The sequence below is a fragment of the Actinoplanes sp. 13 genome (genome assembly GCF_056134165.1).
On record NZ_JBVYOQ010000001.1, the window covers coordinates 919,721 to 942,985 of the forward strand.

General features: G+C 71.5%; 30 protein-coding genes. 16 read left to right on the forward strand and 14 right to left on the reverse strand.

From position 1 onward, the window contains the following. The first annotated feature begins 18 nt into the window (after positions 1-18). The 6 genes from AC0NH5_RS04150 (at position 19) to AC0NH5_RS04175 (ending at position 5,212) form a co-directional block, all read left to right on the forward strand. Positions 19-762 carry an SDR family oxidoreductase gene (locus tag AC0NH5_RS04150; RefSeq protein ID WP_474400058.1) on the forward strand — a complete coding sequence of 248 codons (744 nt, stop codon included), beginning with the start codon at positions 19-21 and terminating at the stop codon, positions 760-762. After that, positions 759-1,532 carry an SDR family oxidoreductase gene (locus tag AC0NH5_RS04155; RefSeq protein ID WP_474400061.1) on the forward strand — a complete coding sequence of 258 codons (774 nt, stop codon included), beginning with the start codon at positions 759-761 and terminating at the stop codon, positions 1,530-1,532. The genes AC0NH5_RS04150 and AC0NH5_RS04155 overlap by 4 nt, the downstream gene beginning before the upstream one ends. Next, positions 1,529-2,509, forward strand: coding sequence for a phosphotransferase family protein (locus AC0NH5_RS04160; RefSeq protein WP_474400064.1), 981 nt, complete (start codon positions 1,529-1,531; stop codon positions 2,507-2,509). Before AC0NH5_RS04155 ends, AC0NH5_RS04160 begins: the two co-directional genes overlap by 4 nt. Next, complete coding sequence (locus AC0NH5_RS04165) at positions 2,509-3,708, forward strand: acyl-CoA dehydrogenase family protein (RefSeq protein WP_474400066.1); 1,200 nt, start codon at positions 2,509-2,511, stop codon at positions 3,706-3,708. Before AC0NH5_RS04160 ends, AC0NH5_RS04165 begins: the two co-directional genes overlap by 1 nt. After that, positions 3,705-4,304, forward strand: a complete 600-nt coding sequence (locus AC0NH5_RS04170; protein WP_474400069.1) for a TetR/AcrR family transcriptional regulator — start codon at positions 3,705-3,707, stop codon at positions 4,302-4,304. The genes AC0NH5_RS04165 and AC0NH5_RS04170 overlap by 4 nt, the downstream gene beginning before the upstream one ends. A 68-nt stretch (positions 4,305-4,372) precedes the next feature. Beyond that, a complete protein-coding gene (locus AC0NH5_RS04175) occupies positions 4,373-5,212 on the forward strand; it encodes a hypothetical protein (RefSeq protein WP_474400072.1) in 840 nt (279 codons plus the stop codon). Between the two features lie 24 nt (positions 5,213-5,236). On the opposite strand, the gene AC0NH5_RS04180 is transcribed toward AC0NH5_RS04175, so the two are convergent. From AC0NH5_RS04180 to AC0NH5_RS04195, 4 genes are all read right to left on the reverse strand, one after another. After that, positions 5,237-5,767, reverse strand: a complete 531-nt coding sequence (locus tag AC0NH5_RS04180) for a DUF6886 family protein (RefSeq protein ID WP_474400075.1) — start codon at positions 5,765-5,767, stop codon at positions 5,237-5,239. A 205-nt stretch (positions 5,768-5,972) separates the two neighbouring features. After that, positions 5,973-7,061, reverse strand: coding sequence for an alcohol dehydrogenase catalytic domain-containing protein (locus tag AC0NH5_RS04185; protein WP_474400078.1), 1,089 nt, complete (start codon positions 7,059-7,061; stop codon positions 5,973-5,975). Continuing rightward, positions 7,058-8,467 carry an aldehyde dehydrogenase family protein gene (locus AC0NH5_RS04190; RefSeq protein WP_474400081.1) on the reverse strand — a complete coding sequence of 470 codons (1,410 nt, stop codon included), beginning with the start codon at positions 8,465-8,467 and terminating at the stop codon, positions 7,058-7,060. The genes AC0NH5_RS04185 and AC0NH5_RS04190 overlap by 4 nt, the downstream gene beginning before the upstream one ends. Beyond that, the gene (locus AC0NH5_RS04195; RefSeq protein WP_474400084.1) at positions 8,464-9,096 is read right to left on the reverse strand and encodes a TetR family transcriptional regulator; all 633 of its coding nucleotides are present in this window, start codon (positions 9,094-9,096) and stop codon (positions 8,464-8,466) included. Before AC0NH5_RS04195 ends, AC0NH5_RS04190 begins: the two co-directional genes overlap by 4 nt. A gap of 126 nt (positions 9,097-9,222) precedes the next feature. On the opposite strand from AC0NH5_RS04195, the gene AC0NH5_RS04200 reads away from it, so the two are divergent. Then, entirely contained in the window at positions 9,223-10,764 is a 1,542-nt protein-coding gene (locus AC0NH5_RS04200) for a long-chain-fatty-acid--CoA ligase (RefSeq protein WP_474400087.1), read from the forward strand. Here AC0NH5_RS04200 and AC0NH5_RS04205 read toward each other — a convergent pair. Further along, positions 10,753-11,175 carry a (deoxy)nucleoside triphosphate pyrophosphohydrolase gene (locus AC0NH5_RS04205; protein ID WP_474400090.1) on the reverse strand — a complete coding sequence of 141 codons (423 nt, stop codon included), beginning with the start codon at positions 11,173-11,175 and terminating at the stop codon, positions 10,753-10,755. The genes AC0NH5_RS04200 and AC0NH5_RS04205 overlap by 12 nt on opposite strands. A gap of 185 nt (positions 11,176-11,360) precedes the next feature. On the opposite strand from AC0NH5_RS04205, the gene AC0NH5_RS04210 reads away from it, so the two are divergent. Together AC0NH5_RS04210 and AC0NH5_RS04215 are read left to right on the forward strand one after the other, a co-directional pair. Next, complete coding sequence (locus tag AC0NH5_RS04210; RefSeq protein ID WP_474400358.1) at positions 11,361-11,675, forward strand: 4a-hydroxytetrahydrobiopterin dehydratase; 315 nt, start codon at positions 11,361-11,363, stop codon at positions 11,673-11,675. Positions 11,676-11,697: 22 nt separating this feature from the next. Further along, complete coding sequence (locus AC0NH5_RS04215; protein ID WP_474400093.1) at positions 11,698-12,060, forward strand: PH domain-containing protein; 363 nt, start codon at positions 11,698-11,700, stop codon at positions 12,058-12,060. Positions 12,061-12,063: 3 nt separating this feature from the next. Here AC0NH5_RS04215 and AC0NH5_RS04220 read toward each other — a convergent pair whose 3' ends face one another. After that, positions 12,064-12,387 carry a hypothetical protein gene (locus AC0NH5_RS04220; RefSeq protein WP_474400096.1) on the reverse strand — a complete coding sequence of 108 codons (324 nt, stop codon included), beginning with the start codon at positions 12,385-12,387 and terminating at the stop codon, positions 12,064-12,066. A gap of 236 nt (positions 12,388-12,623) precedes the next feature. Between AC0NH5_RS04220 and AC0NH5_RS04225 the strand changes: the two genes are divergently transcribed. Beyond that, the gene (locus tag AC0NH5_RS04225; RefSeq protein WP_474400099.1) at positions 12,624-12,818 is read left to right on the forward strand and encodes a hypothetical protein; all 195 of its coding nucleotides are present in this window, start codon (positions 12,624-12,626) and stop codon (positions 12,816-12,818) included. A 133-nt stretch (positions 12,819-12,951) separates the two neighbouring features. Here the strand turns inward: AC0NH5_RS04225 and AC0NH5_RS04230 are convergent, their stop codons facing one another. Genes AC0NH5_RS04230 through AC0NH5_RS04240 form a run of 3 tightly spaced genes read right to left on the reverse strand, consistent with a single transcriptional unit; the run spans position 12,952 to position 15,489 of the window. Continuing rightward, entirely contained in the window at positions 12,952-13,698 is a 747-nt protein-coding gene (locus tag AC0NH5_RS04230; protein WP_474400101.1) for a Type 1 glutamine amidotransferase-like domain-containing protein, read from the reverse strand. Beyond that, the gene (locus AC0NH5_RS04235) at positions 13,695-14,528 is read right to left on the reverse strand and encodes a nucleotidyltransferase domain-containing protein (protein WP_474400103.1); all 834 of its coding nucleotides are present in this window, start codon (positions 14,526-14,528) and stop codon (positions 13,695-13,697) included. Before AC0NH5_RS04235 ends, AC0NH5_RS04230 begins: the two co-directional genes overlap by 4 nt. Before the next feature lie 49 nt (positions 14,529-14,577). Next, positions 14,578-15,489: a G5 domain-containing protein gene (locus AC0NH5_RS04240; protein WP_474400104.1), complete on the reverse strand. Its 912-nt coding sequence runs from the start codon at positions 15,487-15,489 to the stop codon at positions 14,578-14,580. Positions 15,490-15,688: 199 nt separating this feature from the next. Between AC0NH5_RS04240 and AC0NH5_RS04245 the strand changes: the two genes are divergently transcribed. Both AC0NH5_RS04245 and AC0NH5_RS04250 read left to right on the forward strand, forming a co-directional pair. Next, positions 15,689-16,186 carry a MarR family winged helix-turn-helix transcriptional regulator gene (locus tag AC0NH5_RS04245; protein WP_474400106.1) on the forward strand — a complete coding sequence of 166 codons (498 nt, stop codon included), beginning with the start codon at positions 15,689-15,691 and terminating at the stop codon, positions 16,184-16,186. A gap of 86 nt (positions 16,187-16,272) precedes the next feature. Next, the gene (locus tag AC0NH5_RS04250) at positions 16,273-16,866 is read left to right on the forward strand and encodes a phosphoesterase PA-phosphatase (RefSeq protein WP_474400109.1); all 594 of its coding nucleotides are present in this window, start codon (positions 16,273-16,275) and stop codon (positions 16,864-16,866) included. Between the two features lie 16 nt (positions 16,867-16,882). Here the strand turns inward: AC0NH5_RS04250 and AC0NH5_RS04255 are convergent, their stop codons facing one another. Beyond that, a complete protein-coding gene (locus tag AC0NH5_RS04255) occupies positions 16,883-17,470 on the reverse strand; it encodes a TetR family transcriptional regulator C-terminal domain-containing protein (RefSeq protein ID WP_474400112.1) in 588 nt (195 codons plus the stop codon). A 63-nt stretch (positions 17,471-17,533) separates the two neighbouring features. Between AC0NH5_RS04255 and AC0NH5_RS04260 the strand changes: the two genes are divergently transcribed. Further along, the gene (locus tag AC0NH5_RS04260) at positions 17,534-18,022 is read left to right on the forward strand and encodes a GNAT family N-acetyltransferase (RefSeq protein ID WP_474400115.1); all 489 of its coding nucleotides are present in this window, start codon (positions 17,534-17,536) and stop codon (positions 18,020-18,022) included. On the opposite strand, the gene AC0NH5_RS04265 is transcribed toward AC0NH5_RS04260, so the two are convergent. Together AC0NH5_RS04265 and AC0NH5_RS04270 are read right to left on the reverse strand one after the other, a co-directional pair. Then, a complete protein-coding gene (locus AC0NH5_RS04265; protein WP_474400118.1) occupies positions 18,019-18,465 on the reverse strand; it encodes a nucleoside 2-deoxyribosyltransferase domain-containing protein in 447 nt (148 codons plus the stop codon). The two genes, AC0NH5_RS04260 and AC0NH5_RS04265, sit on opposite strands and share 4 nt — an antisense overlap. 6 nt (positions 18,466-18,471) lie before the next feature. Next, the gene (locus AC0NH5_RS04270; protein WP_474400120.1) at positions 18,472-18,762 is read right to left on the reverse strand and encodes a DUF1905 domain-containing protein; all 291 of its coding nucleotides are present in this window, start codon (positions 18,760-18,762) and stop codon (positions 18,472-18,474) included. A gap of 55 nt (positions 18,763-18,817) precedes the next feature. On the opposite strand from AC0NH5_RS04270, the gene AC0NH5_RS04275 reads away from it, so the two are divergent. Next, positions 18,818-18,943: a hypothetical protein gene (locus tag AC0NH5_RS04275; protein WP_474400123.1), complete on the forward strand. Its 126-nt coding sequence runs from the start codon at positions 18,818-18,820 to the stop codon at positions 18,941-18,943. 17 nt (positions 18,944-18,960) lie between these two features. On the opposite strand, the gene ychF is transcribed toward AC0NH5_RS04275, so the two are convergent. Both ychF and AC0NH5_RS04285 read right to left on the reverse strand, forming a co-directional pair. Then, the gene (gene ychF, locus AC0NH5_RS04280; RefSeq protein ID WP_474400126.1) at positions 18,961-20,046 is read right to left on the reverse strand and encodes a redox-regulated ATPase YchF; all 1,086 of its coding nucleotides are present in this window, start codon (positions 20,044-20,046) and stop codon (positions 18,961-18,963) included. Positions 20,047-20,082: 36 nt separating this feature from the next. Continuing rightward, positions 20,083-20,886, reverse strand: coding sequence for an alpha/beta fold hydrolase (locus AC0NH5_RS04285; RefSeq protein ID WP_474400129.1), 804 nt, complete (start codon positions 20,884-20,886; stop codon positions 20,083-20,085). A 111-nt stretch (positions 20,887-20,997) separates the two neighbouring features. Between AC0NH5_RS04285 and AC0NH5_RS04290 the strand changes: the two genes are divergently transcribed. Beyond that, positions 20,998-22,494 (forward strand): DNA-3-methyladenine glycosylase 2 family protein, encoded by a 1,497-nt coding sequence (locus AC0NH5_RS04290; RefSeq protein WP_474400131.1) that lies wholly within the window; start codon positions 20,998-21,000, stop codon positions 22,492-22,494. A 117-nt stretch (positions 22,495-22,611) separates the two neighbouring features. Then, a complete protein-coding gene (locus AC0NH5_RS04295; RefSeq protein ID WP_474400360.1) occupies positions 22,612-23,109 on the forward strand; it encodes a methylated-DNA--[protein]-cysteine S-methyltransferase in 498 nt (165 codons plus the stop codon). The last annotated feature ends 156 nt before the right edge of the window (positions 23,110-23,265 follow it).

Sequence of the window (23,265 nt, forward strand, 5' to 3'; positions counted from 1 at the left end):
CTCTAGGAGGTCGCCGCGATGGCGGATCAGGTAGCAGTCGTGACCGGTGCCAGCCGGGGGATCGGGTTCGCCATCGCGCAACGCCTCGTCGCCCAGGGGTACCGGGTGGCCATCACCGGCCGTGACGCGGTCGCGTTGGAGACCGCCGCGAAGGAGCTTGGCGGCAGCGCCCTGTTCGTCGCCGGCAAGGGCGACGACCCGGCGCACCGGGCCGCGGTGGTGGACACGGTGGCCGAGCGTTTCGGGCCGATCACCACGCTGGTCAACAACATCGGGATCAACCCGGCGTACGGACCGCTGGCCACCCTCGACCTGAACGCCGCCCGCAAGATGACCGAGGTCAACCTGATCGGCACGCTGGGCTGGGTGCAGGAGGCGTTGCGGGGTGGCCTCGGCTCCTCCGGCGGCGACTCCGTCGTGAACATCTCGTCGGTCTCCGGGGTGCGCCCGGCGCCGGGGATCGCCTTCTACGGCACCACGAAGGCCGCGCTCATCCACCTCACCGAGGAGCTCGCCGTCGAGCTGGCGCCGAAGATCCGGGTCAACGCGGTGGCACCCGCCGTGGTCAAGACCCGCTTCGCCACGGCCCTGTTCGAAGGGCGCGAGGAGCAGGTGGCGGCCACCTATCCGATGAAGCGGCTCGGCGAGCCCGCCGACGTGGCCGGCACCGTGGCGTTCCTCTGCTCGCCGGAGGCCGGCTGGATCACCGGGCAGACCATCGTCATCGACGGCGGCGTCACCCTCACCGGGGCCGTCCAGTGAAGCGGGTCGTGGTCACCGGCGCCGGCGGCGGGATCGGGGCCGCACTCGCCCGCCGCTTCGCCGCCGACGGCGCGCGGGTCGTCGTCAACGACCTGAACCCGGACGCGGCCCGCACGGTCGCCGACGAGATCGGCGGCCTGGCCGTCCCCGGCGACGCGGCCTCCGAGGCCCAGGTCCAGGGACTGATCTCCGCCGCCTGGTCGGAGCTCGGCGGGATCGACCTGTTCTGCTCCAACGCCGGGGTCCTGTCGTCGGGTGACGAGAACACCCCGGACGCGCAGTGGGAACGCGACTTCGGGGTCAACGTGATGTCGCACGTCTACGTGACCCGGGCGCTGCTCCCCCGCTGGCTGGACAGCGGCGAGCCGAAACGGCTGCTGATGACGGTCAGCGCGGCGGGACTGCTGACCCTGCTCGGCAGCGCGACGTACTCGGTCACCAAGCACGCCGCCCTCGCGTACGCCGAATGGCTGCGCGCCACGTACGCCCACCGCGGCCTGATCGTGCAGGCGCTCTGCCCGCAGGGTGTCCGCACCGACATGCTGACCCAGGGCAACGCCCGCGGCAGCGGCAGCGCGGCCCTGCTCGCCCAGGGTGCGCTGGAGCCTTCCGCGGTGGCCGAGGTGGCGGCCGCCGCCCTGGCCGGCAACGAGTTCCTGATCCTGCCCCATCCGGAGGTCGCGGAGTACTACCGCTTGCGCGCGAGCGATCCGGACCGTTGGCTGGGCGGCATGAACAAGTTGCAGCGTGGCTTCGAGGTGCCGTCGTGAAAGGCCTGGACCTGGAGAAGCTCCAGGCCTTCCTGGAAAGTCCGCCGCTGACCGCGACGATGTTCGCGGGCGGGCGGTCGAACCTGACGTACGCCGTGACCGACGGGGTGACCCGCTGGGTGCTGCGCCGGCCCCCGCTGGGACACGTGCTGCCGACGGCGCACGACATGGTCCGCGAGCACCGGGTGCTGGAGGCGCTGTCCGAGGCCGGCTTCCCGGTTCCCCGCCCGATCCTGCTCTGCACGGACGAGGCCGTCATCGGGGCGCCGTTCTATCTGATGGAGCACGTCGACGGCACGATCTACCGGGACGCGGCCTCCCTGGCGTCGGTCGACCTGCACACGCTGACGCTGTCGCTGGTCGACACGCTCGCCGACCTGCACGCCCTGGACCCCCCGGCCATCGGGCTGGGCGACTTCGGGCGGCCCGAAGGCTTCAACGAGCGCCAGGTCCGCCGCTGGAAGAAGCAGCTCGACGCGTCCCGCAGCCGGGAACTGGCCGGGATCGAGGAGCTGCACGCCCGTTTGGCGGTGGACATTCCCGCGGGCGGGCCGGGTTCGGTCGTACACGGTGATTTCCGCCTGGACAACGTGTTGATCGGCCCGGACCTGTCGGTCAACGCCGTCCTGGACTGGGAGATGTCCACCCTGGGCGATCCGCTCAGCGACCTCGCGCTGATGCTCGTCTACGCCGGCCGTCCGCTGCTGATCGACGACGGCCGGCCGGTCGCGCCGATCGACCTGCCCGGCCATCCCACCCTCGACGAGATGTCCGCCCGGTACGCCGAACGCAGCAAACGCGACGTCGGCGACCTGCACTGGTACGTGGCGTTCGCCGCCTTCAAACTCGCCGTCATCCTCGAGGGCGTGCACTACCGCTACACCAAGGGCCAGACCGTCGGGCCCGGCTTCGACACGGTGGGGGCGATGGTGCCCGCACTCGTCGAGCAGGGCCACCGCGCACTGGAAGGACACTGATGGACTTCGAGTTCGACGCGAAGACCGAGGACTACCGCAAGCGGTTGCTCGCCTTCATGGACGAGCACGTCTATCCCGCCGAGTCCTCCTTCCACACCGACGGCTGGGAGCCGCCGCCGCTGCTGGCGTCACTGCAGGCAGCCGCGAAGGAGGCCGGCCTCTGGAACCTCTTCCTGCCCGGCGACCACGGCGCCGGGCTGACCAACCTCCAGTACGCCCCGCTCGCCGAGATCACCGGCCGCAGCCCGTCGATCGCGCCGGCCGCGCTGAACTGCGCCGCGCCGGACACCGGCAACATGGAGGTGCTCGCCGAGTTCGGCACGCCCGAACAGCAGGAGCGGTGGCTGAAGCCGCTGCTCGCGGGCGAGATCCGGTCCGCCTTCGCGATGACCGAGCCGCAGGTCGCCTCGTCGGACGCCACCAACATCGGCACCCGCATCGACCGTGACGGCGACGACTACGTCATCAACGGCCACAAGTTCTACATCACCGGCGCGATGAACCCGAACTGCAAGATCTTCATCGTGATGGGCAAGACCGACCCGAACGCCGCCCGGCACGTGCAGCAGAGCCAGATCCTGGTGCCACGGGACACCCCCGGCCTCACGGTGAAGCGGGGCATGACGGTCTTCGGCTACACCGACGGCGACCACGGCGGCCACGCCGAGCTGATCTTCGAGAACGTCCGGGTGCCGGCGTCGAACCTGATCGGCGAGGAGGGCGGTGGGTTCGCGATCTCCCAGGCCCGGCTCGGTCCCGGCCGGATCCACCACTGCATGCGGCTGATCGGCATGGCCGAACGCGCGCTGGAACTGATGTGCACCCGGGCGCTGGCCCGCACCCCGTTCGGCCGGCCGCTCGCCGAGCAGGGCGTCGTGCAGGACTGGATCGCCGAGTCCCGGGTCCGGATCGAACAGGCCCGGCTGCTGGTGCTCAAGGCCGCCTGGCTGATGGACACGGTCGGCAACAAGGGCGCGCACACCGAGATCCAGGCCATCAAGATCGTTGTGCCGTCCACCGTGGAGTGGATCCTGGACAAGGCGATCCAGACGCACGGCGCCGCCGGTGTGAGCCAGGACACTCCGCTGGCCGGTCTGTGGGCGGGTGCCCGTACGCTCCGGCTGGCCGACGGGCCCGACGAGGTCCACAAGCGATCTCTGGCCCACCGTGAACTCAAGCGTCACCGGAGCGGTTCGTGACCACACCACCCCGTGTCGACGGTCGTACCGCGCGGTCCGAACGGACCCGCAACGCGATCGTCGACGCCCACCTCCAGCTGATCCGCGAAGGCGACCTGCGTCCCACCGCGGACCGGGTCGCCAAGCTGGCCGGAGTGTCGCTGCGCGCGCTCTGGAGCCACTTCGCCGACATGGAGGCGCTCATGACGGCCAGTGGGCAGCGCGTCCTGGAACAGCGGGACGCGTCCTACCAGCCGGTCCCGGCGGACCTCCCGCTCAGCGAGCGGATCGAGGCCTTCTGCCGGCAACGCGCCCGCCTGCTGGAGGAGATCGGGCCCGCGGCGCGGGCCTCCGCCCTGAAGGAGCCGTTCTCGGCCGGGTTGCAGCGCTACCGCAAGGTGCATGTGGCACGGGTACGCGATGAGCTCACCAGCACGTTCCCCGACGAGATCGGCGGCGACGAGGACCTGCTGAACGCGCTCACCGCGGTCAGTCAGTGGCCGACGTGGGCGACCTGGCGCGACGCCATGGACCTGTCGGTGGAACGGGCCCAGGCCGCCCTCTCGCACGCGGTCAGCGCGCTGATCACCGGACGGGGCAGCGCGCGTTCGGCCTGATCGCTATCGTGCGTGATCGATGTGCGGCGCTCATCGGGGGACGCCGCCTCCACGCTCCGGAGTGATTCATGCTGTTGCGCCGCACCCTGGCCGCCGGCGGTGTCGCCGCCGTTCTCCTGCTGGCCGGCGCGCCGGCTCACGCCGACGACACCGCCGTCCAGCTGGACCCGGCCGACGAGGCTGTCGTCACGGTGGACCCGGCCGACGCGGCCGCGGATCCGGCCGAGGGGGCCGAAGGCCCGGCCGAGGGGGCCCCGGATCCGGCCGACGAGGCCGAGGGCCCGGCCGACGAGCCCAAGAACACTGTCGTCGCCTTGGACCCGGCCGATCGCGGCAAGGTCGTCAAGGATGCGCGCTTCGAGTGCAGCTTCCCGCGCGGCTGGATCGGCCCGTTCCCGGGCATCGACGTGTGGGTCTTCGACGGGCCCGGCCTGCTCACCGTCACGGCCACCTTCGACACGGACGGCGACAAGGTCGCCGACCAGACGAAATCCGGTGGGGCGTCCGACGCCACGCGCGGAGGCTGGCTACGCATCGACACGAAGCCCGGGTGGAGGCTGGTCGACGCCACCGGCACCTCGCTGGACGCGGAACCGGTCGCCTTCCGGCTGGGCGGCGGCTGCCCAGCGCTGGAGACCCTCACCCCGCCGCCGTCCCCGTCCGTCTCACCCTCCGCCTCGGCTTCTCCGTCGGCGTCGGCGTCGGCCTCGGCTTCGGTGTCGCCGTCCGCCTCGGCCTCCCGCTCCGCGTCGGCGTCGCCCAGTCCCTCGCCCTCGGCGACGCCCGTCCCCGCGCTGCCCATCACCGGCGCGCCGACCGGCGGCGTCCTCGGGGTCGGCGGCGGGCTGCTCGCGGCCGGCGTACTGCTCCTGCTGCTGGAACGCCGCACCCGCCGGTCCGCCGCCTGAGCCGTTCCCTCTTTCGCCGCCGAGTCAGGCGGGGCGGGGCCGGGCGTTGCGCAGCCGGATCCCGCTCAGCCCGGCCGAACTTCTGACGACCTCGTCCCAGAACGGCCACAGGTTGTCGAGCAGCCGCAGCTGGATCCCGGCCCGGGCGTGACAGTCGATCAGGTCACCGACCGGCTCGGGCTCCCCCAGCGGCTCGACCGGCTCGGTGGCCACCCAGGCATGCTCCTCGAACGGCCGGAACCGGGCGGCGTCGAACCGGTAGGCGTACAACGTGGTGGTCCGCATGGCGTCGAGCCAGGCGTATTCGATGGCGTGGACCCGCGTTCCGCAGCCGTCCCCGATGATGCGCGCCCGGTCGGCGGCGGTGGTGTCCGGGCGCACCCAGGCCAGGGCGCGGGGGCACTGCCGCGGAAACCAGTAGCTGGGGGCGTGGTCACTGTCGACGGCCCAGACGTACGCCTCGGGCTGCTGCGCCGTGGCCGCGACATGCGGCACGAAGCGCGTGATCGCCGGATCCTCGGAGAAGTGCAGCACCTGCCCCACTTCAGGCCGCACAGTCCACCTACTCGGTGCCGAGGACCCGCAGGCCGTGCTGCGCCCGGAAGTCTTCGTAGTCACACCTGTGCGGCCGCGCCGGCTGGTGAGCGTGTGCGGGAGCTGGAGACTCACTCATCCCGACCTCCACCGGCTTGCCTTGCAGGTCACTCGAGCACACGCGCGCGGTGGCGCCGGGCGAGGGCCCGGCACCACCGGCAAACGGTCAGAGGATGACGACGGAGCGGGCGCCCTCTCCCCTGGCCATGCGGTCGAAGGCGGCCGGGACCTCGGCCAGCCCGATGCGGTCCGTGATGAGGTGATCCAGCGACAACGTTCCGGCCAGCACGTCGCGGGCCAGCGCCGGCACCTCCACGTCGGCGTCGCCCTGGCCGTACACCGAGGCTCGCAGGATGCGCGCCGAGCTGAAGATGTCGAGGGCTCCGAGCTGGACCATGTCGTCGGCCGCGCCCATGCCCACGACCGTCACCTGGCCGCCGCGGCGGGTTGCCCGCCACGCGGCGCGGATCGTCGACGCCCGGCCGACGCATTCGATGGCGTGGTCGGCGCCGAGCTTGTTCGTGCGGCTCCGGATGTCCTTCGACAGGTTCTCCGACGACACCACGAAGTCGGTGGCCCCGGCCGCCTCGGCCAGGCCCTTCTTGGCCTCCGACACGTCGACCGCGATGACCTGCGCCGCGCCCGCCGCGCGGGCCGCGGCGACGACCGAGAGGCCGACGCCGCCGAGGCCGATGACCAGGACGGACTGGCCGGGCCGCACCTGGGCGGTGTTGCGGACGGCGCCGGTTCCGGTGAGCACCGCGCACCCGAGCAGCGCGGCACGATCAAATTCAAGCTCCTGGGGTACGCGGATGACGGCGTTCTCGGGCACCACCACCTGTTCGGCGAACGCCCCCACGCCGAGGGTCACGTGCACCGGCGCTCCGTCGAGGGTCATCCCGTTCTCCAGCGCGGCCACCCCGGACGAGGTGCTGCACAGCCAGGGTTCGCCGTTCTCGCAGAACCAGCATGTGCGGCAGGCCGGCTGCCAGTTGAGCACGACGCGGTCGCCGGCCGCGGCGCGGGTGACGTGCTCGCCGGCTTCGAGGACCTCACCGGCGGCCTCGTGCCCGAGCACGAGCGGGTGTGGCGGGCGCAGCGTGCCGTTCACCATGGACAGGTCGGAGTGGCAGACGCCGGCCGCCCGGATCCGGATCCGGACCTGGCCGGGGCCGATCTCGGGCAGGCGCAGTTCGACGACCTCTGCCGGGGCCCGGTCGTCGCGGACCACCAGGCCGTTCATGTAGTGGCTCATCGCTGGATCGCCTTCACCTGCTGGAATTCGGCCAGGCCGTACGTGCCCAGCTCCCGGCCGATGCCGGACTGCTTGTAACCGCCGAACGGGGCGAACGGGTTGAACGCGCCGCCGTTGACGTCGACGGCGCCGGTGCGCAGCCGCCGCGCCACGGACAGGGCTCGTTCGTCGGAGCCCCAGACCGCGCCGGCCAGGCCGTACTTCGAGTTGTTGGCGATGGCGACGGCCTCGTCGTCGGAGTCGAAGCTGATGATCGACAGGACCGGGCCGAAGATCTCCTCCTGGGCCAGTTCGCTGTCCGGGTCGACGTCGGCGAAGACGGTGGGCGCGACGAAGTGGCCGGTGGCCGGCACCGGGGCGTCGAGGCCGCCGGCCACCAGGCGGGCGGAGGCCCGTTCCAGGAAGCCGCGGACACGTTCCTTCTGCCCGGCCGAGGCGAGCGGCCCGAGCCGGGTGGCCGGGTCGAACGGGTCGCCGGTGGGGTAGCCGGCGGCGGTCTTCGCGGCCAGCTCGACGGCCTCGTCGTAGTGGCTGCGGTGCACCAGCATCCGGGTCCACGCCGTGCAGGTCTGCCCGGAGTTGAGGAATGCGTTGCCGACCCCGACCTTGACGGCTTTGACCAGGTCGGCGTCCTCCAGGATCACGTTGGCCGACTTGCCGCCGAGTTCCAGCGAGACCTTGGCGATCCGGTCGGCGGCGGCGCGCGAGATGGCCCGGCCGGTGGCGGTGGAGCCGGTGAACGACACCATGTCGACGTCCGGGTGCCCGGCGATGGCCGCGCCGACCACCGGGCCGGTGCCGGTGACCAGGTTCAGCACGCCGGCCGGCAGGCCCGACTCGTGGGCCGCGTCGGCCAGCAGGTACGCCACCAGGGGTGTCAGCTCGCTCGGTTTGAGCACCACGGTGCAGCCGGCCGCCAGTGCCGCGCCCACCTTCGCCACCACCTGATGCAGCGGGTAGTTCCACGGGGTGATCGCACCGACCACCCCGGCGGGCTCGTGCACCACCAGCGAGTTGCCGATGATCTCCTCCTGCGGCGGGCGGGCGGCCAGTTCCGCGTAGCCCGCGAGCACGGTGAGCGGTAGGCCGGCCTGGACCGCCTTGGCGATCTTCAGCGGTGTGCCCAGCTCCAGCCCCACTGTCCGGGCGATCTCGTCGGCCCGGGCGGCCAGGGCCTGGTGCAGGCGGCCGAGGGCCGCGCCGCGCTCGGCCGCCGGTGTGGCCGCCCAGCCGTCGAGGGCCCGGCGCGCGGCGGAGACCGCGAGGTTGACGTCCTCGGCGGTGCCGGCCGGCACGTGCCCGAACGTCTCCTCGGTGTACGGGTTCTCCACCTCGATGCGCTCACCCGAGTCGGGCGGCACCCACGCGCCGCCGAGATAGAGCTCGTCGCGCAACGCTGACGTCATCGGCGTACTCCCTGGTCGTAACGGTCGGAAAGGCCGGAGATGAGGACGTCCAGCCCGAGTTCGAAGGCGCCCTCGTCCACCGCGTGGCGGTGGGCGGCCAGCTCGTGGGCGCGGTGCAGGTGCGGATAGCGCTCGTCGTAGAGGTTGGGGTCGGCTTCGAAGCCGAGCGCGAAGGAGCCGAGCGCGGACCCGGTGATCAGATATCGCATCAGCGCGCCGATGTGGGTGGCCCGCGCCCGGGACCAGCCCGCCTCGATCAGCGCGCCGTAGACGGCCTCGGCCATCGCCAGGCCGAACGGGCGGCGGCCCGGGCCGGTGGCCAGCGCCGGGACGATGTTCGGGTGGGCGGTGAGGACCGCGTGGTACGACTTCGCCCAGAGCCGCAGCCCGTCGCGCCAGTCGCAGTCGGCGAAGACCGAGATGTCGACCTGGGCCACCACCGACTCGGCGACCGCGTCGACGATCTCCGCCTTCGTGGCGAAGTGGTTGTAGAGCGACGGCCCCTGCACCCCCAGCTCGGTGGCGAGCCGCCGCATCGAGAGCGCGTCCATGCCCTCCGCGTCGATCAGCGCGGACGCCGCCTCGACGATCCGCTCACGGGTGAGCAGCGCCTGCCGGGGCCGGGCCATCGCACTCCTTGGACGACGAGCTGAACGAGTCAGGGAAATCAGCACTGGACGCGCAAAAACTTACGCCGCTAGTTTAAGCACAGCTGCGACGTACATCACTCCCGCGCTCGAACAAGGAGGCACAGCATGACGACGCTGTCCCTGGCCACCATCCTGGCCGAGGCCGCGCGCCGGCACCCCGAGAAGGTGGCGGTGGTCGACGCCGGTGGCGCCCGGATCACCTATCCGGAGCTCTGGGAGCAGACGCGGTCGTACGCGGCCGGTCTCCGGGAGCTGGGGATCGGGCCGGGCGACACGGTCGCGGTGATGATCCCGAACGTGGCCGACTTCCCGCGGGTCTACTACGCGGCCCTGGCCGTCGGCGCCCGGATCGTGCCGGTCTCCCTGCTGCTCAACGCCGAGGAGGTGGGCTACCTGCTCACCGACAGCGGCGCCGACCTGCTGGTCACCCACTCGGCGTTCCTGGAGGCCGGCGCGGCGGCGGCCCGGGCGACCGGCACGAAACTGGCCAACGTCGGCCCGCTCCCGGCCGGCCTGCCGAACGCGCCGACCCGGCTGGAGGAGGTGTCGGCCGGGGTGGAGCCGCTGCGTTCCTACGTCACCACGCAGGCCGAGGACATCGCGGTGATCCTCTACACCAGCGGCACCACCGGCAAGCCGAAGGGCGCCATGCTCACCCACCTCAACCTGGTGATGAACGCGGCGGTGAACGTCTTCGACGTGCACCCGCTCACCGGCGACGACGTGGTGATGGGCTGCCTGCCGCTGTTCCACACGTTCGGCCAGACGGTCGGCATGAACGCCACGTTCCGCCTCGGCGGGACGCTGGTGCTGCTCCCCCGGTTCTCCGGCGAGGCGGCCATCGAGCTGATGCTGAAGGAGAACGTGACGATCTTCCACGGTGTGCCGACGATGTACATCGGCCTGCTGGAGGCCGCGGCCAAGGCGGAGAAGCTGCCGAAACTCAAGCTCTGCGTCTCCGGCGGCGCCTCGCTGCCGGTCGCGGTGCTGGAGAAGTTCGCCGGCGCCTTCGGCTCGACGATCTGGGAGGGGTACGGCCTGTCCGAAACCTCACCCACCGCCACCACGAACCAGCCGGCGTTCGGCGCCAAGCCGGGCACGGTCGGGCACCCGATCTGGGGTGTGGAGGTGGAGCTGGCCCGGCCGGAGGTGCCGGAGAGCATCGAGTTCGTGCCCGACGGCGAGCTGGGCGAGATCGTGATTCGCGGGCACAACGTCTTCGCCGGTTACCTCAACCGGCCGGAGGCGACCGCGGAAGCCATCGTGGACGGCTGGTTCCGCACCGGCGACCTGGGCGTGAAGGACGACGAGGGCTTCATCCGGATCGTCGACCGGACGAAGGACCTCATCATCCGCGGCGGCTTCAACGTCTATCCGCGCGAGGTGGAGGAGGTCATCGCCCGGCACCCGGCGGTGCAGCAGGTCGCCGTGATCGGCGTGGCCGACCCGGTGCAGGGGGAGGAGATCTGCGCGGTGGTGGTGCTGGAGGACAAGGGCCTGACCGAGGACGAGCTCATCGACTGGTCGCGGGAACGGCTCGGCAAGCACAAGTACCCGCGTCAGGTCCGCTTCGCCGAGTCGCTGCCGCTGGGCCCCAGCATGAAGGTGCTCAAGCGGGAGCTGCGGGCGCAGTACTCAGGCCAGTAGCGCCGGCAGCTCCGCCACAATCGGTTTGTCGGCGGGCAGCCACGGGACGCTGCCCAGCTGGTCCACGGTCAGCCAGCGCATGGACTGATGCTCCAGCGCCTCCGGCTCGCCGCCGTCGAGCAGGGTGACGGCGTAGACCCGGAGCACGGCCCGGCCGTGGGCCAGCGGCACGTCCGGCCCGACCCGGCCGCCGACGTGCACGCGCACGCCCAGCTCCTCGGCGCATTCCCGGGCGAGCGCCTCCTGCTCGGTCTCGCCCGGCTCCACCTTGCCGCCGGGGAACTCCCACTTGCCGGCCGCCTCGGGCGGCGCGCTGCGTTCACAGGCGAGCACCCGCCCATCCGTGATGATCACTGCCGCCACGATCACCCTCGGTGATGACGTGGGCCTGACGTAATGTTTCGACGGCATGGATTCAAAGATCCCACAAAAGTTCACCGATCAGGTTGCCCGTTGCTGCCCTGATCGTCACGCAAACACGGATATGTGGGCGTGGACACAGTCGTCCCGACGGACGAAACTGTGTGGCACCGAGCATGACGACACGGCGACAGTTCGGCCACAAGCCGGCAACGACGCTAAGGGAGGTGCGGCAATTGCGGGCCAGACGACGCCGAGAATCGGGATCCGATTATCTGAGCGACGCCCTCGCGCTGCTGAGCGGCTGGACCCGCGACGGTGTCCAGCTCCGCAGGGATCTCGCCTGCGACGACAGTCAGCACGCGGCCCTGACCGAACGCATCAAGGTGGCCGCGGACACGCTGCACATCCGCCCCACGATCCGCCGGGTGAACGGTCACACTCAGATCTGCCTGGGCCACACCGACGGGACAGCGATTACCGACGGTGAAGTGACGCTGGCGGCCCGCATAGAGGACTTCTACCGCACCGTGGTGATCGACCGCCCGTGACGGCGCCGACTACGCTGCGCGCATGACTGACGTGGTGTACGACAACAAGGGCCAGCTGGATCAGATCCGGAGCGGTCTGATCGAGGGCGAGCAGATCATCGCCGTCTACGACGCGATCGGCGCGGGCACCGGGTTCATCGGCCTGACCACCAGGCGGATCATCATCCAGGACAAGTCCTACGTCGGTAAGCGCTTCGCGATCACGAGCATCCCGTACGCCAAGGTGAGCAGCGTCAGCGTGATCAGCAACAAGAGCTGGGCCGGCCAGTTCTTCTCCTCGGGCACGATCGCCATCACGGTCGGCACGCACGTCTACGAGATCGAGTTCCGCGGCTCGGACAAGGCGCACCACGTGCACAACCTGATCCTGAGCCGGGCCACCTGAGCGTCAGAGCCGGCCGACCGCCTGCGTGAGGTCCCAGACGTACCGGCGACCGGCGGGTTTCTCGTCCCGCCACACCACCTCCCAGCGCCCGCACGGGTCGCGCTCGGGCTCGCCGATCCGGCCGTACCCCTGCCGTTCCTTCACGCTCGGTGGCTGGTCGCTGTCCGGGAAGCTGAACGTCACCGAGAAGCGGGTGAACGCCGACGGGGTCCCGCTCGCGGTGGGCAACCGGTCCTCCCAGACCAGCTGATCCCAGCCGCGCTCGCGCAGCGGCCGCCACAGACCTCTGGGCCGGTACTCCACCTGCCACTGGGTCGGCGTGGTCATCGCCGGGTCGAAGATCAGCCACAATCGCAGCAGGCGGGTCTGCTCCAGCGGGAGCGCGGTGATTCGACTTGAGCCGGGGCGCCCGTTCGGCCCATGCCTGTGAGCCGATCGGGGGAAATGGCATGCCAGACCGGCCCACCTCCGGCGGTTACCGGTGAGTAACCGTTGATTCCCGCCACCCGCTACCGAGAATCGATGCAGGCACTTCGATCCTCGACCCCCGGAGGCGATCCCCGGTGCTCACCCACCTGCAGCGACCGCTGACCCGCAGATACCGCGCCGAGCTGCTCGGCCACGACCTGGGCCCGGCCGGGGGTGAGGGTGGTCAACCACACCGGCTCAGCGCCGCTCTCGGGGCCAACGCGATCTTCGCCTTCGCGTTCCTGCTCTCCGCCGTGCTGGTGGGTCTCGCCACGGTGGTCCTGCACTGAGCCGGCGAGAACCCCAGCTCTCAGCGGCAGCTTCCGCCTTCACCACCAGGCATGACAGCCATGGTTCTCCTTCTCCGCGCGGATCGGCTCCGTTGGCCTAACGGATCGCTCCCAGCCTAGTGACGCCCCGGGCTCAGTTCCCGGGAACGGTCAGGACCCTGGTCGGCAGCGCCGTCTCCACGACCGAGCCGTCGGCGGCACGCTTCAGTTCGTACCCCAGAGGCCCTTCGCGGTCCGCGACCGCCTCCTCCAGCGTCGTCCCCCGATAGATCAGCCCCGCGCCGTCGTCGGTCGCGTACCCGTCCGGCAGTGTGCCGTCGCCGATCAGCTCGTGCATCTTCGGCCGGCGCTGTTCCTCACCGTCGTAGTGCACCCCGTTGCTGTACGGCAGCCAGCCCAGCCCGTCGGTGAAGCCGCGCAGCTCGAGGCCGTAGCTGTCGGTGCTGCCCCCGACGTGCCAGCAGATCGAGCCGGCCGACACGCCGCTCATCACCACTCCGGCCTGCCACGCGTCGTACAGCATCTCGTCGAGGCCGTGCACCCGCCAGACCGCGCAGAGGTTCGCCACGCTGCCGCCGTCCACCCAGATGATGTCCTGGGCGAGCAGGTGGGCCCGGATGTCGTCGATGTTCGGCATCGGGAACAGCTGCAGGTGCGACATGGTGAACTCGGAGCCGGCGAAGGCCGAGTAGAAGGCGCCGATCCGGGTCTCCGGGTCGCCGGTGGCCTGGGTCAGCACACAGATCTTCGGCGCGCGGCGGGCGTTGGCCAGCTCGGCGGCGAGGTAGTGGACGGCGCCCGGGCGCAGGTCCATCGCGCCGTGCCGGCCGCGGCGGAAGAAGGCACTGGTCGCGAGAATGGTGGGAACGTCGGCGGTCACCGCGACATCATCGCGCACGCGTCGGTGGTCTCCAGCACGAGATCCGCGGCGATGTCGATGGCCAGCGTCAGATGCAGCGGGTCGCTGTTGAGCGCGGCGAACACGGCATCCACCCGGCCCGCGAAGTCGTTCGGCGCGCCGGCCAGCCGCCCGGCCGCGGCGACCGCGCCCTTCTCGTTGATCAGCCAGGCCCCGGCCGCGCCGTGCAGGGCGTGGGCGCAGACCCCGGCCAGCCGGAACAGGCACCCCGCGATGTAGGCGCTGTCACCGCGGGTGACCGCTTTGCGAGCCAGACCGACCAGGAAGTCGGCCTCCCAGAGACCGGCCACGAGCGCGTCCGCGAGCGGACGCGGGAAGACCCGGACGCGGCGCTGGAGCGCGGTCAGCTCACCGGCCGGATCGGCCAGGACGCGGCTCAGGGCCAGTTCTCCGGGGTACGCGAAATCCGGCACCCCCAGTGGATGGCCGGCTTGGGCGTGGAACGAGTATCGGCCGCGCTCGGCCTCCGACCAGCAGTGCAGCACCCGGTCGACGTCGCGGTAGATCCAGTCCACCGGATGTCCGCCGACCTTCAGCCAGCCGCCGCCGTCGACCCACGGCCCCCACTCGCCCGGTTCGGTCACCTTGCTGCCGGCCCCGCCGACCTCTTCGGCCAGCTTTCCCAGCTGCGCCGTGCCGAGCGGCGGCCGGTAGTAGACACCCAGGTCGGTGTCCGACTCGGCCGTATGCGTCTGCCGGGCCCGGCTGCCGCCGAGGACGACCCCGACGACGCCGGGCACGGTGGTCAGACGTCCGGCCAGTGCGGTCAGCTCGGCATCGCTCAGCGGCATGCTCCTACGGTGATCGCCCGGTCCGGGCGGCGCAATCACCGGGTGGCTTTCAACACAGTGTCGCCGGTTCCAGCCGTACGCCGTCGAGGGTCTCCGGACTCAGCAGTTCCAGGTCCTCCTCCGACAGCTGATCGGAACCGCCCAGCTGTGCCGCGCCGCCCTCCTTCCGTTCGTCTTCCCCCCGGGCCGGGCCCTCGTCCGCGGCGGCCTTGCCGGCGCGATCCTGCCGGCAGGCGGAGCGGCCGAGCGGCACGCAGAGGCGCAGACCCGCGCCTTCACAGTCCCGGCCGTGGCGACGGGCGCCGAAAGCCACCACCCGCGGCTCCGGCTCGCGGGTCACGGTGGTGTCGACCAGCCGGCGTTGCGTGGGCTTGCCGTCGACCAGCGTGACCGCGTAGCGCAGGGTCTCCTCGCCGGGCACCCCCGGCGACTGGATGCGCCGGGTGCCGCGCGGCAACGACGGATCGCGGACCAGCCGGGTGGGGAACGGGATCGCCCGCGTCTCCACGTCGGTGCGGGTGGTGACGACGGGCGCGGCCGGGGCGGGTGGCCGGACCGGCGCCGGCGCCACCCGCTCCGCCGGTTCCCCCTTCGCGGCCGGGGTACGCGCGGGGCGCGGCCCCGTCCGGTCGGCGCGGTCGTCGCGCGAGCGGGCCCGGCTGAGCTGATCGGTGGCCGGGGCGGTCGTGGTCGCGTGCGTGGGCACCGGGGTGTGCCGCTGGGGCAGCGGCTCGGCGGCGGCCGCCGCGCGACTCACCACTTCCGGATCGTCGTCCAGCTTCGGCGCGCCGAGGTCGGGTTCGGCGACGGAGCTGTGCTGCGCGGTCGTGGCGTCCTCCCCGCCCACGGTCAGGGTGGCCACGGCGGCCGCGCCCCCACCGATGAGCACCGCCAGAGCGCCGGCGCCAGCGGTCATCCGGACGCCGAACGGCAGCCGGGCCCACCAAGACTTTCGTGGCATTTCGAGCAAATGTTGCCAAGAGTCACTAGTTGTCTGGTTTTGCACCAAAGCATTGTGACTCCCCACGAGCCGGGCGCAAGCCTCGCAGGGTCACCCGAAATGCTGACCGCCGCGCCCCGTGACCACCCTGCCCCGTTACCCCGGCGAGGTGAAAAGTCGACAGATCCGCTGCGGGCGCCTCCGCCGTACGATCGAAGCCATGTCCACCGCCATCACCTCCGCGGCGCCGGGCGACGGCAGCGCCGCGCCGGCGTGCCCCACCCCGCTGAGCCCGCAGGAGGAGGCGGTGATGCGCGCCCTCGGCCGCTTCCTGCTGGTCGTCCCGCGTGCGCTGGACGCCGACCTGACCGAGGAACAGCGCATGTCGCTGAGCGAGTACTCGGTGTTGCGCCACCTCTCCGAGACACCCGGCCGGTTGATGCGGATGAGTGAGCTGGCGTGTGCGTGCGACATGTCGCTCAGCGGCATGACCCGGCTCGCCGCGAAACTGGAGTCTCTCGGCTACCTGCGCCGTGACCGCTGCCCCGAGGACGCCCGCGGCGCCAACGCCGTGCTGACCGACAAGGGCCTGGACCGTCTCCGCGAGGCCTGGCCCACTCATCTGGCCAGCGTCCGCCGCCACATCTTCGACCATCTCGACGGCCTCGATCTGACCCGGCTGGCCGCCGCGTTCTCCGCCATGGCCGCCGACACCTGATCACCGCGTCCCGTCACTTCCACGCCGTGGGCTGACACCGGCCCGTGATCCCACCCTCGGCCCGAGCGAATTGCGATGATGTGCCGGTGTTGAACGCCGGCACGGGCGACCGGATCGCCCGCATCGTCTCCGAGGTGCTCGCCCCCGCTGTGCTGGTCGCCGCGCTGCTGCTGGCCGTCGGCTGGCACGCCGGCGAGCAACCCGGCGTGTCCCGCTGGTGGGGCCTGCCCGGCGCACTGTTCGCCGCGGTCATCCCGTTGGGCTACGTGCTGCACGGCGTCCGCACCGGGCGCTTCACCGACCACCACATCCCGGACCGTGCCGACCGCCGGATCCCGCTCATCTTCGGCACCGGATCCCTGGTCGCCGGCCTGATCCTGCTGATCCTGCTCGGGGCCCCGCGCGAGGTGCTGGCGCTGCTGGCCGCGGGCGGCGTCGGCCTGGGCGTGTTCGCGCTGGTCACGCACTGGTGGAAGATGTCCATCCACGCCGGCGTGGCAGCCGGCACGGTGGCCGCGCTGACCGCCGTCTACGGCCCGGTGGCCCTGCTCGGCGTGCCACTGGTGGTCCTCGGTGGCTGGGCCCGGGTCCGGCTCACCGCACACACCCCCGCGCAGGTCGTCGTCGGCGCCCTGGCCGGCGCCCTGATCGCCGGAACGATCTTCCCCGCGCTCCGCTGAACCCCGCCCGCCGCCGTCAGCTCAACTCGTAAGCGGCCAGCGCGGCGTCCAGCATCCGCTCCTGTTCCCCGGCGGGAAAGGCCTCCGGGTCGGCGGCCGCGAAGGCGGCCATGCCCTCGGCCATGGCGATCAGGCCCAGGGCGACGGTCGACACCCGGTCGCCCGGCCAGTCCGGGGCTGCCGCCGCGGTCAGGCGCTCCACCCGGGAGCGCCACGCCCGGTGGTTGCGGCGGTGCTCGGCGATGAGGTCGTCGTCGGAGACCGCCGCCGCCAGGAAACCCACCCAGACGGTCGACTCCTGACGGTTCTGCGCGGTGATCGCCAGCCCTTGATGCAGCACCGCGCGGAGCGCCGCCCGGGGGGAGCCCGCAGTCGCCTCCAGTTCCTCGACGCGGGCCCGGGTGGTCTCGTGCAGCAGCCGGCGGGCGTGCAGCAACAGAGCCTGCCGGTTCGGGAAGCGATGCATCACCAGCCCGGTGGTGCACCCCGCCGCGGCGGCGACGGCCCGGACGGTCAGGCGCTCCAGGCCCTGCTCGGCCAGAACGCTCCACACGGCCCGGGACAGCGCCTCGCCCTGCGCCGACCGGTCGGCTGATCGTGACACGCGTCGCACCCACCCTTCTCCGTAACAGATGTTACCGTAACCGCTGTTACGAACGGAGGCGCCATGACCTGGACCATCGAACAACGCCCGTGGGACGACCCGGACGGCGCCGCCCTGCGAGCCGCCCAGCGGGTCGAGCTGGACGCGCGGTACGGCTGCGACGACCACGAACCCGGCACCCCACCCTCCGCCGCCGACATCGACGTCTTCCTGGTCGCCGTCGAACCCACCGGCCAGGCCGTCGGCTGCGGCGCCCTCCGCCGCCTCGACCACCACATCGCCGAGGTCAAACGCATGTACGTCGCCCCCGGCAGCCGCGGCACGGGCGTCGCCACCGCCGTGCTGCGGGCTTTGGAGGCCGCCGCCCAGCAACGCGGCTGGACGACGCTGCGCCTGGAGACCGGCGACCTGCAGCCGGATGCGATGCGTTTCTACGAGCGGGAGGGTTACACCCGGATCGCGCCGTTCGGCGCCTACATCGGATCCGGCATCTCGATCTGCTACGAACGGTCCCTGCTCACTCACGACCACTGTGGCATCGGCGAGATCTAGGGTCGCAGGGCGTTCGCGGCCGCGCAGGTGGACGCCAGATCGGCGTGCACGGTGAGGTCGGGCCGGGCCAACCGCAGCTGCTCCACCACGTCGAACCGGCGCGGGTAGCCCGGATCCGCGCCGACCGCCAGCGGCTTCGCCGAGCCCGACCAGCGGCCCAATTCGAAGAGGACGATCGGCTGGATCGTCTCGTGCGAGAACCAGAACAGGATCGCGTCGGCCGCGGCCAGATGCTCGAACTCCCAGCGGATCTGCCGCGCCCCCGCAGCCGGGTCGCTCATCGGGAAGTCCGCGCGGCGCGGGTTGTAGACGGCCGGCCAGGCGGGCCGGAGCAGGTCGATCGCCGTACGCTGCCAGTCCCCCACGTCGCTGATGCCGCCGGCCAGGAAGATGGCCGGGCGCGGCGCGTCTCCGGCGCCTTCAGGCGCAACGATGACTCTCATCGGGCGTCAGGCCTTGGGGGCAGGGCTCAGCACCACCGACACGACGTCGCCTTCGCCGATGCCCTCGGCCTGGCGCACGACGTCCTTCAGCGGGACCAGGTAGCGGCCCTCCCGGGGAAACAGCGCCGTCCGGAACTCGGTGTCCCCGATGACGGCGCGCACCGGCACCTGTCCCCAGTAGACCAGCGACCGTGCCGCCTCCTTGAGCTCGGCGCTGTCGGACTCCGGCATCGCCACGAAGTAGTACGGCGCCGGCCCGCGCCACTCGATGACCTCGCCCTCGAATGTCCACTCCACGAGCGCGAGCGTAGACGGCCGGCACCGCGCCCGAAGCAGACTGGTCTCCGTCGCCGTGGAACTCGACGAGCCCACCCGGTTGTATGTGCCGACCGCGATTCACCGGATCGAGCTGCGCACCACAACGCCGTTCACGATCACACTCGATCTGAACGGGCTGGTGCCCAGTCGCAAGAGCTGAGCCGGGCCTCGGCCCCGTCAAACGTTGAACCGGAACTCCACCACGTCGCCGTCCTTCATGACGTAGTCCTTGCCCTCCATGCGGACCTTGCCGGCGGCCTTGGCCGCGGCCATCGAGCCCGCCGCCATCAGATCGTCGAAGCTGACGATCTCGGCCTTGATGAAGCCGCGCTGGAAGTCCGAGTGGATGACGCCGGCGGCCTCGGGGGCCGTCGCGCCCACCGGGATCACCCAGGCGCGGGCCTCCTTCGGGCCGGCCGTCAGATAGGTCTGCAGGCCGAGGGTCTCGAAGCCGACGCTGATCAGCCGGTTCAGGCCGGGCTCGGTCTGGCCGGTGGACTGCAGCAGCTCCAGGGCCTCGTCGTCGTCCAGCTCGATCAGCTCGGATTCGATCTTCGCGTCCATGAAGACGGCCTCGGCCGGGGCGACCAGCGCACGCAGCTCGTCGAGGAACGCCGCGTTGCCCAGCTCGGCCTCGTCGACGTTGAACACATAGAGGAACGGCTTCGTGGTGAGCAGGTGCAGCTCGCCCAGCAGCTCCAGCTCGATGCCCGCGGCCTTCGCGCCCTGGTAGAGCGTGACACCGTCGTTGAGCAGCTTGAACGCGGCCTCGGCGGCGGCCACCGTGGCGGCCTTCTCCTTCTTGAGCTTGGCCTCTTTCTGCAGGCGGGGCAGCGCCTTCTCGACCGTCTGCAGGTCGGCCAGGATCAGCTCGGTGTTGATCGTCTCGATGTCGTCGGCGGGTGAGATCTTGCCGTCGACGTGCAGCACGTTCGGGTCGGAGAACGCGCGCACCACCTGGCAGATCGCGGACGCGTCACGGATGTTAGCGAGGAACGCGTTGCCCCGGCCCTGGCCCTTGGACGCGCCGCGGACGAGGCCGGCGATGTCGACGAAGCTCACCGGCGCCGGCAGGATCTTCTCGCTGCTGAACAGCTCGGCCAGCTTCCCCAGCCGCTCGTCGGGCAGCCCGACCACGCCGACGTTGGGCTCGATCGTCGCGAACGGGTAGTTCGCGGCGAGCACGTCGTTCTTGGTGAGGGCGTTGAACAGGGTGCTCTTGCCGACGTTGGGCAGGCCGACGATTCCGATGGTGAGGCTCACGGAACGCCAGTCTACGGGTTGCGGCCGGCGACGCGGTCAGCGGAAGAAGCGCCGCAGTTCGGCGGCGACCCGGGCAGGTCTGCCGCTGTTGTCGGCGGCGGAGTGCCCGACGCCGCTCAAGGTCACCCGGCGGACCCGCGGCAGGACCGGCTCGAGGTCGTTCAACACCCTCTTGAGGTACGCCGGGGAGCGCTCGCCGCCCATCAGCAGCGTCTCGGCCGTCACCGCCGCATAGACGTCCAGCGGACCGGCCGCGCCCTCGACGACGGCCGCGTCCAGGCGCATCGTCGGGATCAGCTCGCCGATCTTCTTGCCTTCCCCGCTGCGGATGGCGAGGCCGAACAGCGGGATCAGCGCGGCCCGGGGCACGTATCGCAGGTCGCCGGTGCCCTTGATCACCGAGGCGAACGCGGCCGCGCGCCGGCCCTGGGCGAGCTCCTTCTCATAGCGCGGCAGCCAGGCGACCGGATCGTAGGAGCCGGCGAATTTCAGCGGCGGCTCGTAGAGGGCGAGCCGTTCGATGGGCAGCTCCAGCGCCGCACGGAGCGCGACGACCGCGCCGGAGCTGAGCGCGAAGACGTTGCGCGCGCCGGTGCCGTCGAGCACCGCCCGCAGATCGTCGATCTCGGTGCGCAGGCTGTGGTCGTACGCCGCAGGACCGCTCTTTCCCCGGCCCCGGCGATCCGGGACGTAGACGGTGAAGTCGGTGGCGAGGTTTTTCGCCAGCTTCGTGAAGTTCGCTGAGGACATCATGCCGCCGTGCAAGAGCACGATCTTGGGGCCGCCGCCGTGGCCGAAGGTGCGCCACCGAATGTCGATCCGTGTCGCCGTGTTCGTCATACTGTCAACCGTAGTTGACGACTGCCAATCTCGTCAACCAAGGTTGACACGGAACGGTCATGTCCGAAACCCGCCAGCCACAATGCCCCGGCCGGGCGCAGACTCGACGGCATGGAACTGGACTTCGAACGCTGCTACCGCGCCGTCGACAGCCGCGACCAGCGGTTCGACGGCTGGTTCTACACGGCCGTACGCACCACCGGCATCTACTGCCGGCCGTCCTGCCCGGCAGTCACGCCGAAACGCGCGAACGTCACGTTCCACCCCAGCGCGGCCGCCGCCCAGCGCGCCGGATATCGGGCCTGCCGCCGCTGCCGGCCCGACGCGGCACCCGGCTCACCCGAATGGGACGCCCGCGCCGACGTGGTCGGCCGGGCGATGCGCCTGATCGGCGACGGCGTGGTGGACCGCGAAGGAGTTTCCGGGCTGGCCGGCCGGCTCGGCTACACCGAACGGCACCTCGGGCGCATGCTCACCGCCGAACTCGGCGCCGGACCGCTCGCGCTGGCCCGGGCACAGCGCGCACAGACCGCCCGAATCCTCATCGAGACGACCGACCTGGGACTCGCGGAGATCGCGTTCGCCGCCGGATTCGGGAGCGTGCGGCAATTCAACGACACGATCCTTTCGGTGTACGCCCAGCCGCCCAGTGGCCTGCGTCCTGAAAAGCGGGGCAGTGCCGCAGAGGCCGGCAGCATCCCGTTGCGGCTCGCCTACCGGCCGCCGCTGCATGCCGGGTCGCTGCTCGAGTTCCTGGGGGCGAGGACGTTGCCGGGAGTGGACGAGCTGGACGGAGAGACGTACCGGCGAGGGCTGCAGCTGCCACACGGGAACGCGGTCGTGGCGTTCCGGGTGGCGGAGCGGTGGGTGCACGCGAATTTGAGGCTCGGGGACGTGCGGGACCTGGCGCCCGCGGTGGCCCGGTGCCGTCGCCTGCTGGACCTCGACGCGGATCCGGTGGCGGTGGACGGTCTGCTCAGCGAGGACCCGGCGCTGCGGGACATGGTGGAGAAAGAGCCGGGGGTGCGGGTTCCGCGGGCGGTGGACGGGTTCGAGATGGCGGTGCGGGCCGTGGTCGGGCAGCAGGTGAGCGTGGCCGGGGCGCGGACTGTGGTGGGGCGGATCGTGCGGGCTGCCCGGGACGCCTCCGCGAAGGGCGACGAGGCAACGCCGGCTGCCGATCCTTCAGGGGGGCCCTCCCCCTCTCCCCTGACCACCACCGGCGGGCCGCTCACCGGATTTCCGGCAGCGAGCATCGTCGCCGACCTCCCCGACGCGGCGTTCGGCATGCCGGCCGCACGCCGCGACACCATCCGGGCGCTGGCGCACGCCGTCGCCGACGGCAAGCTCGACCTCGAGCCCGGCGCCGACCGCGCCGAGGCCGTCGCCCGGCTCACCGAACTGCCCGGCATCGGCCCGTGGACGGCCGGTTACGTCGCCATGCGCGCGATCGGCGACCCCGACGCCTTCCTCGAAACAGATCTGGCCGCCCGCCGCGGCGCCGCGGCACTCGGCCTGCCGGACACCGCCAAGAGCCTCCTCGCGCATGCCGAACGCTGGCGTCCCTGGCGTTCCTATGCGCTCGTCCGTCTCTGGCGGGCTGCCTAGAACCTACCGGCCCGCCGACGCCGGCGGCCGTTATCCACAATCCCCCGTTGTCCACAGGCCGGCGGGCAAGATTCCGTGCGTTCGGCAAGGCTGGGCGCTCCTGTGAGGAGACACATGATGCTTCGTTATTCGACGTTCGACACCCCGGCGGGTCCGTTCACTGTGGTCGCCACGCCTGAGGGCACCGTGCGGGCGTCCGGGTTCACCACCGACGTGGCTGAGCTGATGCGCCTGGTCCATCCGGCTCTTGCGGAGCCGGTCGAGGCCGACGACGACGTCGGACCGGCGCGGGCCGCGGTCCGCGACTATCTCGACGGCGACCTGACCGCGTTGGACGGGGTGCCTGTCGAGCAGCGGACCAAGGGCGAGTTCCTGCGGCACGCGTGGGTGGTGATGCGCGAGATCAAGCCGGGCGCCCCGGTGACGTACACCCGATATGCGGAGCTGGCCGGCCGGCCGACGGCGGTCCGCGGCGCCGCGTCGGCGTGTGCGCGTAATGCGGTGGCGCTGTTCCTGCCGTGCCATCGGGTGCTGCGGACCGATGGGTCGCTGGGCGGATATCGGTGGGGCCTGCCGGTCAAGAAGTGGCTGCTGGCGCACGAATCGGCCGGCTGAGCGGTGATCGGGCACGCTCGGCCGGCGGATCATGCGTACGCGCCGGCCGGGCACCCTCAGCCGGCAACCACGCACCCAAAAGCCAACGGATCATGCGTGAGCTCGCCGTGACTGGACCCGCCGCCCTCGTTCGCCCCGCGGCCCGGAGCAGCCCAC